The 14157-nt window shown below is 66.5% G+C and carries 11 protein-coding genes; 9 read left to right on the top strand and 2 right to left on the bottom strand.

The genetic code is table 11. The features are described 5' to 3' along the window. The coding region (locus VNQ78_RS10550; protein WP_325689428.1) for a glutamate synthase-related protein at positions 1-1704 on the top strand (1704 nt) is incomplete at its 5' end. Between the two features lie 47 nt (positions 1705-1751). Here VNQ78_RS10550 and VNQ78_RS10545 read toward each other — a convergent pair. Further along, a complete protein-coding gene (locus VNQ78_RS10545) occupies positions 1752-2150 on the bottom strand; it encodes a hypothetical protein (RefSeq protein WP_325689426.1) in 399 nt (132 codons plus the stop codon). A 303-nt stretch (positions 2151-2453) separates the two neighbouring features. On the opposite strand from VNQ78_RS10545, the gene VNQ78_RS10540 reads away from it, so the two are divergent. The 7 genes from VNQ78_RS10540 to VNQ78_RS10510 all read left to right on the top strand — a co-directional run bounded on the left by VNQ78_RS10540 (position 2454) and on the right by VNQ78_RS10510 (position 10834). Then, a complete protein-coding gene (locus VNQ78_RS10540; protein ID WP_325689424.1) occupies positions 2454-3341 on the top strand; it encodes a cation diffusion facilitator family transporter in 888 nt (295 codons plus the stop codon). Positions 3342-3395: 54 nt separating this feature from the next. Then, entirely contained in the window at positions 3396-5285 is a 1890-nt protein-coding gene (locus VNQ78_RS10535) for an ATP-binding protein (RefSeq protein WP_325689422.1), read from the top strand. Further along, a complete protein-coding gene (locus VNQ78_RS10530) occupies positions 5282-6631 on the top strand; it encodes a sigma-54 dependent transcriptional regulator (protein ID WP_325689420.1) in 1350 nt (449 codons plus the stop codon). The genes VNQ78_RS10535 and VNQ78_RS10530 overlap by 4 nt, the downstream gene beginning before the upstream one ends. A 195-nt stretch (positions 6632-6826) precedes the next feature. Continuing rightward, positions 6827-7801, top strand: coding sequence for a tripartite tricarboxylate transporter substrate-binding protein (locus VNQ78_RS10525; protein WP_325689418.1), 975 nt, complete (start codon positions 6827-6829; stop codon positions 7799-7801). Positions 7802-7858: 57 nt separating this feature from the next. After that, positions 7859-8320: a tripartite tricarboxylate transporter TctB family protein gene (locus VNQ78_RS10520; protein WP_325689416.1), complete on the top strand. Its 462-nt coding sequence runs from the start codon at positions 7859-7861 to the stop codon at positions 8318-8320. Between the two features lie 10 nt (positions 8321-8330). Beyond that, entirely contained in the window at positions 8331-9839 is a 1509-nt protein-coding gene (locus tag VNQ78_RS10515) for a tripartite tricarboxylate transporter permease (RefSeq protein ID WP_325689414.1), read from the top strand. A gap of 29 nt (positions 9840-9868) precedes the next feature. Further along, the gene (locus VNQ78_RS10510) at positions 9869-10834 is read left to right on the top strand and encodes a tripartite tricarboxylate transporter substrate binding protein (RefSeq protein ID WP_325689412.1); all 966 of its coding nucleotides are present in this window, start codon (positions 9869-9871) and stop codon (positions 10832-10834) included. Between the two features lie 54 nt (positions 10835-10888). Here VNQ78_RS10510 and VNQ78_RS10505 read toward each other — a convergent pair whose 3' ends face one another. After that, complete coding sequence (locus VNQ78_RS10505) at positions 10889-12325, bottom strand: helix-turn-helix domain-containing protein (RefSeq protein ID WP_325689410.1); 1437 nt, start codon at positions 12323-12325, stop codon at positions 10889-10891. 137 nt (positions 12326-12462) lie between these two features. Here VNQ78_RS10505 and aceB point away from each other — a divergent pair, with 137 nt between their 5' ends. Continuing rightward, the gene (gene aceB, locus VNQ78_RS10500; RefSeq protein WP_325689408.1) at positions 12463-14085 is read left to right on the top strand and encodes a malate synthase A; all 1623 of its coding nucleotides are present in this window, start codon (positions 12463-12465) and stop codon (positions 14083-14085) included. Positions 14086-14157 lie beyond the last annotated feature (72 nt).

Below are 14157 nucleotides of genomic sequence, written 5' to 3'. Positions count from 1 at the left end.
GTCACCGCCGAATACCTGAACGCCTGCGAGGAGCTTGAGATCAAGGTTGCCCAGGGCGCGAAACCCGGCGAGGGCGGCCAGCTTCCCGGCATGAAGGTCACCGACCTGATCGCCCGGCTGCGGCACTCGACCAAGGGCGTGACGCTGATCTCGCCGCCGCCGCATCACGACATCTACTCGATCGAGGATCTGGCGCAGCTCATCTATGACCTGAAGCAGATCAACCCGCGCGCCAAGATCACGGTGAAGCTGGTGGCCTCCTCGGGCGTTGGCACGATCGCGGCGGGCGTGGCGAAGGCGAAAGCCGATGTCATCCTGATCTCGGGCCATAACGGCGGCACGGGCGCCTCGCCCGCGACCTCGATCAAGTTTGCGGGCCTGCCGTGGGAGATGGGGCTGACCGAGGCGCATCAGGTTCTGGCGATGAACCGCCTGCGTGACCGCGTCACGCTGCGGACCGATGGCGGGCTGCGCACCGGCCGCGACATCGTCATGGCCGCGATGATGGGGGCCGAGGAATACGGCATCGGCACCGCCGCCCTGATCGCGATGGGCTGCATCATGGTCCGCCAGTGCCAGTCGAACACCTGCCCGGTGGGCGTCTGCACGCAGGACGAAAAGCTGCGCGCCATGTTCAACGGCTCGGCCGATAAGGTGGTGAACCTGATCACCTTCTACGCCACCGAAGTGCGCGAGATCCTGGCCTCGATCGGCGCCCGCTCGCTCGACGAGATCATCGGCCGCGCCGACCTGCTGACGCAGATCAGCCGTGGGGACAAGTCGCTTGACGACCTCGACCTGAACCCGCTTCTGATCACCGTCGATGGCTCGGAAAAGATCGTCTACGACCGTTCGAAGCCGCGCAATGCGGTGCCGGACACGCTGGACGCCGAGATCATCCGCGACGCCAGCCGCTTCTTCAGCGATGGCGAGAAGATGCAGCTGAGCTATGCGATCAGGAACACACTGCGGACCGTGGGCACGCGGACCTCGTCGATGATCGTTCAGACCTTCGGGATGCGGAACAATCTGCAACCCGACCACCTGACGGTTCGCCTGACGGGTTCGGCGGGTCAGTCGCTGGGCGCCTTCGCGGCTCCGGGCCTCAAGCTCGAGGTTTCGGGCGATGCCAACGACTATGTCGGCAAGGGCCTCTCGGGCGGCACCATCGTCGTCCGCCCGCCGATGGCGAGCCCGCTGACCGCCGCCGATAACACGATCATCGGCAATACCGTGCTTTACGGCGCGACCGACGGCTATCTCTTCGCGGCAGGCCGCGCGGGCGAGCGGTTCGCGGTTCGGAACTCGGGCGCGAAAGTGGTGATCGAGGGCTGCGGCTCGAACGGTTGCGAATACATGACCGGCGGCGTTGCCGTGATCCTTGGCCGCATCGGCGCGAATTTCGGCGCAGGCATGACCGGGGGCATGGCCTATCTCTATGACCCGAGCGGCGTGGCGCGCGATTATATCAACGCCGAGACGCTGATCCTCTGCCCCGTGACCCAGGACCATTGGGAAACCGAGCTGAAGGAACTGGTCGAGCGCCATTTCAAGGAAACCGGTTCGCGCCGGGCGGGCGAGATCCTGCAAAACTGGGCCGAAGAAAAGGCCAATTTCCTGCAGGTCTGCCCCAGAGAGATGCTGCCGCATCTGAAACATCCCATCGCGGATATGGACGATCTGGCGGCAGTGCCGGCGGAATAAGGGAACGGGGGCCGGGAGGCCCCCTTTTCCTTTGCCCCCCCTGCGGCCTAGGACGACGGAGCTTTCACCAATTTGCTGCGATCAAATGGTTCGACGTGATCGGGGATTACGCCGATCCAGGTGCCGCGCCCGATCACGAGAATCTCCATGCCCGGCGTCAAACGGCTGCGAACCTCATCCGAAAGGTCACAGATCAGTTCTCCGGTAGCCAGCTCAACCGGATTTCGGCATTTGCCCCGCCGTTCAGGCAGGGATCGCACAATCTGGACAATTCCCGCCCGCTGCCCGAGTAGAACCGCGGCCAAAGCCGGAATTGTGTGCAAAAGCAGCAGACTGCCCGAAAACGCGCCGAACATGAGCGCAGCCACAAGCGTCACGACGGGCCGTTTTGGACGAACCGGCGCAACGAAAATCGCCGCGCCTCCCAAAAGCATAGAAGCGATCACGGAAACAGGCACCCAGCCGGAAATCAGGGCGACCCAGGTACAGCGACATGACGGTCCTTACGAAGACCGACATCAGGAATGACACGACGATCAGCAGGCAGAAGATCGCGGCGAGAACGGCGGTCAGTCTGGATCTCCACCGGGGGGTGTCTTGTGTCATTGTTCGTCGCGCCCACCCTCCGCTGCAGCATATCGGTTGCGACCTTAGCTGACCGGCCTTCTGTAACAAGCGGCACAAATGGTTGGCGAGTCCGGCAATCCCCGCTAGAACACGCCTTCGACAGATTCGTACAGGGAAGCGCGATGTCCGCGACCGAAAGAATCGCAATCGGCAGTATTATCGTCGGAGTCGTAGTCCTCGGCCTCAAGGCTCTCGCCTGGTGGGTGACGGGCTCGGTGGCGCTGCTGTCGGATGCGCTGGAAAGCACCGTGAACGTGGCGACCGCCTTCGCCGCGCTGATCGCGATTCGCGTGGCGGCCAAACCCGCCGACCGGAGCCATCCCTATGGCCATCACAAGGCCGAGTTCTTCAGCGCCGTGCTGGAAGGGGTGATGATCATCGTCGCCGCGCTGCTGATCCTGCGCGAGGCCTGGCACGGCTTCCTGAACCCGCGGATCCTAGATGCACCGCTACTGGGCCTGCTGATCAACGTCGCGGCAAGTTGCCTCAACGGCTGGTGGTGCTGGGTGCTGATCCGGGGCGGCAGGCGCCACCGCTCGCCCGCGCTGGTCGCGGACGGGCATCACCTGCTGTCGGACGTGATCTCCTCGGGCGGGGTGGTGGTCGGCGTCGCGCTGGCGGTCCTGACCGGCTGGGCGGTGCTCGACCCGGCGCTCGCCGCATTGGTCGCGCTCAATATCCTGTGGTCCGGCTGGCGGGTGATGACCACCTCGCTCTCCGGGCTGATGGACGAGGCGGTGTCCGAGGGCACGCTCAACAAGATCCGCACCACGATCTCGGACAATGCCACCGGCGCGATCGAGGCGCATGACCTGCGCACCCGCCATGCGGGGCCGAAGACCTTCATCGATTTTCACCTCGTCGTGGACGGCCAGACCACCGTGGATCAGGCCCATGACATCTGCGACCGGGTCGAGCAGGCGCTGAAGGCCGATCTGCCGGGCGCGCTGATCACCATCCATGTCGAGCCCGAGCACAAGGCCAAGCATTCCGGGGTCGTGGTGATCTGACGGCATTGTTGCGCGCCGCAAGGCAAGCTGCCACATTTCCGACGGGGAAATGGGGTGAGCGCGAATGACCGTGATCTTGGCTGGCTCGGGGCAATGGGCCTGACGGTTCCGGCGACAGGCTGGACGGGCCGCCGTCCATGGCGACCGGCAGCCCTCGCCGCCGCTTTGGCGCTGGTCCTGTGGGGCGGCGCGCAACTCGCCTTCCAGCATTACCTTGCCGCCGGCGAAAACCGGGCCGCCGCCGCGCTGCGGCTGACGGTCAACGCGTTGCAGGCCGATCTGGCCCGTTACGAGGTCGTACCCCAATTGGTGGGCGAGTTCGACCTGATCCACCAGCTTGCTGCCCAGCCCCACGATCCCTCGCTGCGCAGGCAGACGAATGACTGGCTGGCCGAGCAGAACCGGGCGGTGCAGGCCTCGGACATCTATCTGGTCCTGCCCGATGGCGAGACGGTCGCCCATTCCACCCCCACGGGCCCGCAAAGCTTCATCGGGCAGAATTTCAGCTATCGGCCCTATTTCATTGATGCGATGCAGGGCCTGCAGGGGCGGTTCTACGGCGTGGGGACGACCTCAGGCGTGCGGGGGTATTTCTTCTCGGCCCCGGTCAGGGACGATGCGGGGCGGATCACCGCCGTCGTCGCGGTCAAGATCGGCGTCGACCGGATCGAAGCCTCCTGGCGGGGCGGAGAGTTTCGGATGCTGGTTACCGACCCTGACGGGGCTGTCTTTCTCTCCTCCGAGCCGGGCTGGCTTTATCACAGCCTCGAGCCGCTGACGCCCGAGCGGCTGGCGCGGAGCGCCACCTCGCGCCGCTATGCCGAGACGCCACTGACCGAGTTTCCGCTGGAGCGGCGGGTCGAGCATGGCGTCAACCTGCTGCGCCTGCCCGAGGCCGGGACGGGCACCCGCGACTATGTCATCGCCTCGGAAGCCATGTCGGGGGCGGGCTGGACCGTGCATGTCCTTCTGGACAGCGCCGATCTGCGGGCCGAGGCGAAGCTCGCCGTTCTGGGGCTGGTCCTTTTCCTGTCCGCTGCCGGGTTCGGCGCGATGATGTGGCGACAGCGCCGGGTGCAGGCCGAGGAGCGGCGGGCGATGGAACGCTTTGCCCATGCCGAGCTGGAGCGCCGGGTGATCGAGCGCACGGCGGCGCTGGCCCTCGCCAATGACCGGCTGGAGCAGGAGATCGCCGAGCGCCGCGCCACCGAGGCCGAGCTTCGCGCCGCGCAGGCCAGCCTCGTGCAGGTCGGAAAGCTGGCGGCGCTGGGGCAGATGTCGGCCTCGCTCTCGCATGAGATCAACCAGCCATTGGCGGCGGCCCGAAACTATGCCGACAGCGCGCAGGTCCTGATCGAGCGGGGCGAGCTTGCGCGGGCGCGCGAGAATATCGGCCAGATCCTGCTGCTGGTGGACCGCATGGCCGCGATCGGCAGGCATCTTCGGCAGGCAGCCCGCAAGCCGGATGACCGGCTGGGCGCCGTGGCGCTGGCCCCCCTCTTGGAGGAGACGCGGATCATCGTCGCGGCCAGGCTCGCCGCCAGCGGGGCCGAGCTGGAGCTGGACCTGCCCGCGACCCTGCCGCCCCTGCGCGCGGGGCCGACGCGGCTGCAGCAGGTGCTGGTGAACCTGATCAGCAACGCCGCCGATGCCGCCGAGACTGCCGCCGATCGCCGGATCACCGTCTCGGCCCGTTCCGAAGGCGGCCATGTCGAGATCGTCGTCCGCGACCGTGGCGCGGGCATTCCGCAGGCCATCGAGGAGCGCATCTTCGACCCCTTCTTCACCACCAAGGGGGTCGGCGCGGGGCTTGGCCTCGGCCTCTCGATCACCGCCAATATCGTGCGGGATTTCGGCGGCGAGATCACCTGCCGCAACCGCGAGCCGGGGGCCGAGTTCCGCATCCGCCTGCATGTCGCGGAAAGCGCCGGGGTGGCGGCATGACCTCGGGCCGGGTGCTTCTGGTCGATGACGACCCGCAAATCCGCAATTCGACCGCGCAGGCGCTGGAGCTGGCCGGTTTCGCGGTCGAGGCGCTGGCCACCGGCGACGAGGCGCTGGCGCTGGCCGGGCCGGGATTTCCGGGGATCGTGGTCAGCGACATCCGCATGCCCGGCATGGACGGCATGACCCTGCTGGGCCGGCTGCGCGAGGTCGATCCCGACCTGCCGGTGATCCTCGTCACCGGCCATGCCGAGGTGCCGCTGGCGGTCGAGGCGATCCGCGGCGGCGCCTATGACTTCATCGAGAAGCCCTTCGTCGTGCAGGAGCTTGCGACCGTCATCCGCCGCGCGCTGGATCATCGCGGGCTGGTGCTGGAAAACCGCCGCCTGCGCGCCGTCGCCGGCAAGCGCGACGATGTCGAGGCCCGGCTGCCCGGCCGCACGCAGGTCATGGTCGACCTGCGCTATCGCCTGCGGGCGATCGGGGCCTCGGATGCCGATGCGCTGATCATCGGTCCGACCGGGGCGGGCAAGGAGGTGGTGGCGCGCACCCTCCACGACCTTTCGCCGCGCGCCGGTCGGCCCTTCATCGCGATCAACTGCGCCGCCCTGCCCGAAGCTCTGATCGAGAGCGAGCTTTTCGGCCATGAGGCCGGGGCCTTTCCCGGCGCGTTGCGGCCCCGATATGGCAAGTTCGAACATGCGCGCGGCGGCACGGTCCTGCTGGACGAGATCGGTTCGATGCCGCCCGAGTTGCAGGCCAAGCTGCTGCGCGTGTTGCAGGAAAGGGTCATCACGCGGCTCGGCTCGAACGACGCGGTGCCGCTCGACGTGCGTTTCATCGCCGTCAGCAAGGTCGACCTCGCCGCCGCCGTCGCAAGGGAGGAGTTCCGCGAGGATCTGTTCTGGCGCCTGAACGTCGCCGTCCTGCATGTCCCGCCGCTGGCCGCGCGGCGCGAGGATATTCCACTGCTATTCCTGCAACTCGTCCGCGAATCGGCCGCCCGCCACAATATCCCCGAGCGGAGCATCCCCGCCGCCTTCCTCTCAAGCCTCGCGGCCAAGGACTGGCCGGGCAATGTGCGGGAATTGCGCAACCTCGCCGAACGCTTCGTCCTCGGGCTGGAAGGGGCCGAGCTTGGCCCCGCCAGCGGGGCGCGGCTTTCGGACCGGGTGGCCGAGTTCGAGCGCAGCCTGATCGCGGGCGCCATCGCCGCGCATTGCGGCCGGCTGCGCCCGGTCTATGAAACGCTCGGCATCTCGCGCAAGACGCTCTACGAGAAGATGCAGAAATACGCGCTCGACCGGCGGCTGATCCTCGATTCCGGCGAGAACGACGACGGCTGAGTGTAAAATGGGTGGATTTCCACCCATCATCTGCGCGCGATGTTACCATTTCCACCCAGTTCCGCGCCGAAACCTGCCGACGCGGCGTCAAAACCGCGCTTTGGATTTGTGCGACAGGTCGTGCTCGCCGCAGGCTGGTCGCAGCGGCGGCACGAGGAGCAGACCGCCGGACATCACTTTCCTTGGGAGGGGAAAATGGCTTTCTCAAAGCTTTTTGGCGCGCTTTGTGCCGTCACCATGCTGGCGGGGCCGGCGCTTGCGCAGGGCTATCCCGAACGCCAGATCACCATGGTCGTGCCTTTCGCGGCCGGCGGGCCGACCGACACTGTGGCCCGGCTGGTGGCCGAGAAGATGTCGACCGATCTGGGCCAGCAGATCGTGGTCGAGAACGTGGGCGGCGCCGGCGGCACGCTGGGCGCGGGTCAGGTCGCCAAGGCCGATCCCGACGGCTATACGGTCCTTCTGCACCATATCGGCATGGCGACCTCGGCCACGCTTTACCGCAACCTCGCCTATGACACGCTGAACGCCTTCGAATATGTGGGCCTTGTCACCGAGGTGCCGATGGTCGTCGTGGCGCGCAAGGATTTCGAGCCCGCCGATTTCAAGGGGTTCATGGACTACGTCAAGGCGAATGGCGACAAGCTGACGCTGGCGAATGCCGGGATCGGCGCGGCCTCGCATCTGTGCGGGATGCTGCTGATGCAGGCGCTCGAGACGCCGCTGGTGACCGTGCCCTACAAGGGCACCGGCCCGGCGATGACCGATCTTCTGGGTGGGCAGGTCGACATCATGTGCGACCAGACCACCAACACCACCCAGCAGATCAACGGCGGCACGATCAAGGCCTATGCCGTGACCACGCCCGAGCGTCTGGCCTTGTTCCCCGATCTGCCGACCGCCAAGGAATCGGGCCTCGAAAGCCTTGAGTTCGCGATCTGGCACGGCATCTACACGCCCAAGGGCACGCCGGCCGAGGTGAACGAGCGGCTGTCGAAATCCCTTCAGGCCGCGCTGGCGGATGAGGGCGTGATCAAGGCCATGGCCGATCTGGGCACCTCGCCCTCGCCCGCCGAGGATGCGACGCCCGCCGCGCTGAAGGCAAAGCTCGAATCCGAGATCGCGCGCTGGAAACCGGTGATCGACGCCGCCGGGGTCTATGCCGACTGACGACCCGCCTCCCCCCGGCGCAGAACCGGGGGGAGGCCACTGACCGGGGGGGAAAACATGTCCACGAAACCCAAGGACTCGACAGATATCATCACCGGGCTGCTGCTGATGGCGGTGGCGCTTTTCTTTGGCTGGCAGACGACGGGGCTGGAAATCGGAACCTCGCTGCGCATGGGACCGGGCTATTTCCCGATGGTCCTGTCGGGGCTGCTGTTCCTGCTTGGCCTGCTGGTCGTGATCAGGGCCTTCGGGCGCGAGGGCGAGCCCCTGGGACGCATCGCATGGCGCGGCATTTGCTTCATCCTGCCCGCCCCGATCTTTTTCGGGCTGACCGTGCGGGGCCTTGGCTTCGTGCCGGCGCTGTTTCTGACCACGCTGATCGCGGCGCAGGCCTCGATTCGGATGCGGCCGCTGCCGGCACTGGTGCTGGCGGTGCTGGTCACGATCGCGTCGACGCTGATCTTCAGCTATGGGTTGGGCCTGCCCTTCCGCCGTTTCGGCCCCTGGCTGCAATTCTGAGGGCGCGATCATGGATCTTCTCAACAACCTCGCCCTCGGCTTCTCGGTCGCCTCGTCGCTCGCGAACCTTGTCTTCTGCCTGATCGGCGTCATCCTCGGCACGCTGATCGGCGTGCTTCCGGGCATCGGCGCGACCGCGACCATCGCCATGCTTCTGCCGATCACCTTCCAGCTTGAGCCGGTCAGCTCGCTCATCATGCTGGCGGGGATCTATTACGGCGCGCAATATGGCGGCTCGACCACCGCGATCCTGATCAACATGCCGGGCGAAAGTTCCTCGGCGGTGACGGCGATCGACGGCTATCAGATGGCACGCAAGGGGCGCGCGGGCACGGCGCTTGCGACTGCCGCCATCGGCTCGTTCTTTGCCGGGACGGTCGCGACCTTCCTGGTCGCGATCTTCGCCCCGCCGCTGACCACGATCGCGCTGAAATTCGGCGCGGCGGAATATTTCAGCCTGATGGTCATGGGCCTCGTCATGTCGGTGGCGCTGGCGCATGGCTCGGTGATGAAGGCGCTGGCCATGGTCGTCCTTGGCCTGTTGCTGGGGCTGGTCGGGACCGACATCTATACCGGCGCGCCGCGCTTCACGATGGGCATCACCCAATATGCCGACGGGCTGAACTTCGTCGCACTTGCCGTCGGCGTCTTCGGCATTGCCGAGATCCTGCGCAACCTCGAGGACGAGCATGACCGCGAGGTGATGACCAAGTCGATCAACCGCCTGTTCCCGACGCGCGACGAACTGCGCCAGATGATCGCGCCGGTCCTGCGCGGAACCGCCGTCGGCTCGGTCCTGGGCATCCTGCCTGGTGGCGGCGCGATCCTTGCCAGCTTCGCCAGCTATACGGTCGAGAAGAAGCTCTCGAAGCATCCCGAGGAATTTGGCAAGGGCGCGCTCGCGGGCGTGGCGGGGCCGGAAAGCGCGAACAATGCCGGCGCGCAGACCAGCTTCATTCCGCTGCTGACCCTCGGCATTCCCGCGAACCCGGTGATGGCGCTGATGATCGGGGCGATGATCATTCAGGGCATCGTGCCCGGCCCGAACGTGGTCGGCGAGCAGCCGGCGCTGTTCTGGGGCATCGTCGCCAGCATGTGGATCGGCAACCTGATGCTGGTCGTGCTGAACCTGCCGCTGGTCGGCCTTTGGGTGAAGCTGCTGTCAGTGCCCTATTACATCCTGTTCCCGATCATCATGGCGATGTGCTCGATCGGGGTCTATTCCGTCAACTCGAACACCTACGACCTCTATGCGGTCGCCTTCTTCGGGCTGCTGGGCTATGTCATGTCGAAGCTGCGCTGCGAGCCTGCGCCGCTGCTTCTCGGCTTTGTCCTTGGCCCCCTGCTCGAAGAGAACCTGCGCCGCGCCATGATTCTGTCGCGGGGCGATCCCACGACCTTCATCACCCGTCCGATCAGCGCCACCCTGCTCTTGATGACCGCCGCGATCCTCGTGCTGGTCTTCCTGCCGCAGGTCCGCAAGCGTCGGGACGAGGTGTTCACCGAAAGCGACGCCTGAGGGCGAAAAAGAGAGAGAGGGAGGACTACATGACGTTCAAGATCACCCGGCGCCTCGTTCTGGGCGCGGCGGTTGCCGCGGGGCTGGCCAGCGCCGCCGCGGCCGAGTTTCCAGACCGCCAGATCACGCTGGTGATTCCCTTCGCCGCCGGCGGCTCGACCGATGTGGTCGGCCGCATCGTCGCCGACCGGATGAGCCAGGCGCTCGGCCAGCAGATCGTGGTGCAGAACGTGGGCGGCGCGGGCGGCAGCCTTGGCGCCCAGCAGGTCGCGAAGGCCGACCCGGACGGCTATACGCTGCTGATGGGGACCGTCGCGACCCATGCGCTGAACCCCCTGATCCTGAAGCAGAAGCCCTATGACCCAGTTGCGGATTTCGCGCCGGTCTCGCTTCTCGTGCTGGTGCCGAACGTGCTGGCGGTGAACCCGGAGCTGCCGGTCAACACCGTGCAGGAGCTGATCGACCTCGCCAAGAAAGAGGATCTGTCCTTCGCGTCCTCGGGCAATGGCACGCCGCTGCATCTGTCGGGCGCGCTGTTCAACTCGATGGCTGGAATCGAGATCGCGCATATTCCCTACAAGGGCTCAGGCCCGGCGCTGACCGACGTGCTGGGCAATCAGGTGCCGATCATCTTCGACAACCTGCCCTCGGCCTCGGGGCATATCACCAGCGGCAAGCTGCGCGCGCTGGGGGTCACGACCAAGGAACGCGCGCCCTCTTTCCCCGATGTCCCGGCCATTGCCGAGACGCTGCCGGGCTATGAGACCTATAGCTGGAACGCGCTGTTCGCGCCCGCCGGCACCCCGCCCGAGGCGATTGCCGCGCTGAACAAGGCCGCCGTCGAGGCGATGGCCGATCCGGCCGTCGCGAGCCGCATGGACGAGTTCTCGGCCAGCATCGTCGCCTCCTCGCCCGAGGAACTGGGCGAACACGTCAAGGCCGAGATGGCGAAATGGGAGCCGGTGGTGAAAGAGGCGAATGTAAGCCTCGACTAAGACCTGATGCGGGCCGTCGCCGGACGGCGGCCCGCCCTCCTGAGCGATTGCCGCCTAGGGCTCGGCCCCCTCGAAGCTGAAGATGGCAAGGCTGCGCTCACGCTCGTTCACGCGCAGGCGGCGGTTGATCGGCGCATGGGCGCGCGATGAGCAGTCCGGGCGCTCGCAGAGATAGCAGTTGAGGCCGATATCCACTGGCTTCGTCCGCTCAAGATCGATCCCGTCGGCATAGACCAGTCGCGGCGCATAGGCGACGTCGCAGCCCAGCCCGATGGCAAGGCGCTGCGCCGGCTGGCCATGTGTCCCGCCCGCGCGGGTGACGGTGCGCGCGATCGAGAAATAGCTCGCCCCCTCCGGCATGCGGATCACCTGGGTCTGGACGCGATCGGGCATCTCGAACGCGGCATGGATGTTCCACAAAGGACAGGTGCCGCCGAAGCGCGAGAAGGGGAACCGCCCGGCGCTGAACCGTTTCGAGATATTGCCCGCCCGGTCCACGCGCACGAAGAAGAAGGGGATGCCGCGCGCATCCGGCCGTTGCAGCGTCGACATGCGATGCGCCGTCTGCTCGAAACTGGCGCCGAAGCGATGGCCCAGCAGCTCGACATCGTAGCGCACCGATTCGCAGGCGGCCAGAAAGCGGCCATAGGGCATCATCAGCGCGGCGGCATAGTAATTGGCAAGGCTGACGCGCAGCAGCGTCACCGCCGCGGTCTCGGTCAGGCCGGATTTCTCGACCAGTTCAGCAATCGCCTCCTCCTGCTCCAGCCGCGCCAGCAGCACGCCGATCTGAAAGCGGCGGCTGTCCTGACTCAGCAGTTCCGACAGCATCAGCTCGCGTCGGTGCGGGTCGAATCGGCGAAGCTGGTCACCCATGACATGCGCGGGCAGGATGCGAACGGCGATCCCGTGCCCCGCCAGCCGATGGGTCATGGCCATATGCGGCTCGTTGCGGTGCAGCGCCAGTTCCTCGGCCACGGCCTCGGCGGCGCGGTCCAGCGCATCGACATGGTTGTTCTGGGCATAGAACCAGTTGCGCACCATATCGACCGGCCGCGAGCTGCCGGTCAGCGCCTCGACCTTGTCGCGGTCGGTCAACGGATTCTCGTCCGCCTGCGGGCGCAGCAGGGCCTCGCGATGGCTGTCATGCAGGCGCACGAAGGCGCTGGCGATGCGGGGCGAGGCTTGCAGCACCGCCTCGATCTCGGCCCGGGGCAGCGGCCCGGCCTCCAGCGCCGGATCCTTCAGCGCCGCCGCGAATTCCGCCGCAAGCTGGGCGTCGGTCGAGGGTGCCAGTTCCGAGATGTTGAGGTCATAGACCTCGGCCAGCCGCATCAGGAACCGGGCCGAGGCGGGACGCTGATCCGCCTCGATCAGGGTGATGTAGCTGGCCGAGACGCCAAGCTCCAACGCCATCTGCGCCTGGGTCAGGCCAAGCGACTGGCGCAGGACGCGCAGGCGCTGGCCGATGATGAGTTTTTCGCCCCGCATATGACAAACCTTACAAGTTGGCTCGAACCGCCGTGACATGACTGACTGCCACACCCAATCCACGCAAGCAATTAATGCACATTCAGCATGACATTACTAAGCTGACATAACAACAGACGACTCAACAGGAGCATGTCATGCCTCTCGACCGCAATGCCACCGCGCTGCCGCCCGTCGTCCTGCGTAAGGTCGCCGGCGGCGAGCATGTGCTGACCCCCCTGGCGCTGGCCTTCGTGGCCGAGCTGCAGGACCGCTTCGGGCTGCGCCTCCATGCCCTGATGGTCGCCCGCGCCCGTCGGCAGGAACGCATCGACCGCGGCGAAATGCCCGATTACCTGCCCGAGACCAAGGACATCCGCCGCGGCATCTGGCAGGCGGGGCCTACTCCCCCTGCCCTGAACGACCGCCGGGTCGAGATCACCGGCCCGGTCGAGCGCAAGATGATGATCAACGCGCTGAACTCCGGCGCGCGGGTTTTCATGGCGGATTTCGAGGACGCGACCTCGCCCAGCTTCCCCAACATCATCGCGGGGCACGCGAACCTGATCGATTATCGCGACGGCACGCTGGAACATGACGACCCGAAAACCGGCAAATCCTATCGCGTCGGCCCGGATCCCGCGCTGCTGATCGTGCGCCCACGCGGTCTGCACCTGTCCGAGGCGAATGTCCTGATCGGCGGCCAGCCGGTTTCGGCGGCGCTGTTCGACTTCGGCCTGTCGCTGTTTCATTGCGGCCGCGCGTTGGCCGCGACGGGTCGCGGGCCGTTCTATTACCTGCCGAAACTGGAAAGCCACGGCGAGGCGCGGTTCTGGAACGAGGTCTTCGTCTTTGCGCAGGAGCGCACCGGCCTCGCCCAGGGCACGATCAAGGCCACCGTCCTGATCGAGACCCTGCCCGCCGCTTTCGAGATGGACGAGATCGTCTGGGAGTTGCGCGACCATATCGCCGGGCTGAACTGCGGTCGCTGGGACTATATCTTCAGCTATATCAAGACGCTCAGGAACCACGCGGCGTATGTGCTGCCCGACCGTGCAGAGGTCGGGATGGACCGCGCCTTCCTCGCGACCTATGCGGCGCGGGTCGTCAAAGTCTGCCACCGGCGCGGCATCCACGCAATGGGCGGCATGTCGGCCGCGATCCCGGTCAAGGGTGATCCCGCCGCGAACGAGGCAGCTTTCGCCCGCGTTCGCGCCGACAAGCAGCGCGAGGTCGGGATGGGCTTCGACGGCTGCTGGGTCGCCCACCCGGATCTGGTCCCGGTCGCGCAAGCCGTCTTCGACGCCGAAATGCCGGGGCCGAACCAGATCAGGAAGCCCCGTCAGGAATGGCGGATCGAGCCTGCGATGCTGCTGAAGCCGCATGAGGGCGCGATAACCGAGGCAGGGGTCACCACCAATGTCTCGGTCGCGATCGAGTATCTGGCGCAATGGCTTTGCGGCCGGGGCGCGGTGCCGATCCACAACCTGATGGAGGATGCCGCCACCGCCGAGATCAGCCGCGCCCAGCTTTGGCAATGGATCCGGCATGGCGCGACGGTCACGTTGGCCGATGGGGGCGAGCGCCGCCTGACCGCCGATTGGCTGGGCGAGCTGGTCCAGGCCGAGATCGTCGGCATCCTCGACCGGCTGGGGGCCGACCGCTTCCATCGCGGCCGCTATGCCAGCGCCGCCCGAATCGTTCAGGAGGCGGCGACCGCTACGCAACTGCCCGATTTCCTGACCCTGCCTGCCTATGACGTGCTGAACGCATTGGAGTAACGCGCATGGACGATACCCGCACCCTGCCCGCCATGGGTCGACCCCTTTCCCATGGCCCCGCCACATCCGAAC

Origin of the sequence: Paracoccus sp. (in: a-proteobacteria) (genome assembly GCF_035556475.1) — a bacterium.
Classification (GTDB): domain Bacteria; phylum Pseudomonadota; class Alphaproteobacteria; order Rhodobacterales; family Rhodobacteraceae; genus Paracoccus.
Note: the sequence above shows the minus strand (reverse complement) of the source record. Positions and strands in the feature narration are given on the sequence as shown.

What these genes read in the sequence shown, in the direction of transcription:
- VNQ78_RS10540 (WP_325689424.1), top strand. Translation starts at nt 2,454, where the DNA reads ATGTCCGCGACCGAAAGAATCGCAATCGGCAGTATTATCGTCGGAGTC.
- VNQ78_RS10530 (WP_325689420.1), top strand. Translation starts at nt 5,282, where the DNA reads ATGACCTCGGGCCGGGTGCTTCTGGTCGATGACGACCCGCAAATCCGC.
- VNQ78_RS10525 (WP_325689418.1), top strand. Translation starts at nt 6,827, where the DNA reads ATGGCTTTCTCAAAGCTTTTTGGCGCGCTTTGTGCCGTCACCATGCTG.
- VNQ78_RS10520 (WP_325689416.1), top strand. Translation starts at nt 7,859, where the DNA reads ATGTCCACGAAACCCAAGGACTCGACAGATATCATCACCGGGCTGCTG.
- VNQ78_RS10515 (WP_325689414.1), top strand. Translation starts at nt 8,331, where the DNA reads ATGGATCTTCTCAACAACCTCGCCCTCGGCTTCTCGGTCGCCTCGTCG.
- VNQ78_RS10510 (WP_325689412.1), top strand. Translation starts at nt 9,869, where the DNA reads ATGACGTTCAAGATCACCCGGCGCCTCGTTCTGGGCGCGGCGGTTGCC.
- VNQ78_RS10505 (WP_325689410.1), bottom strand. Translation starts at nt 12,325, where the DNA reads ATGCGGGGCGAAAAACTCATCATCGGCCAGCGCCTGCGCGTCCTGCGC.
- aceB (WP_325689408.1), top strand. Translation starts at nt 12,463, where the DNA reads ATGCCTCTCGACCGCAATGCCACCGCGCTGCCGCCCGTCGTCCTGCGT.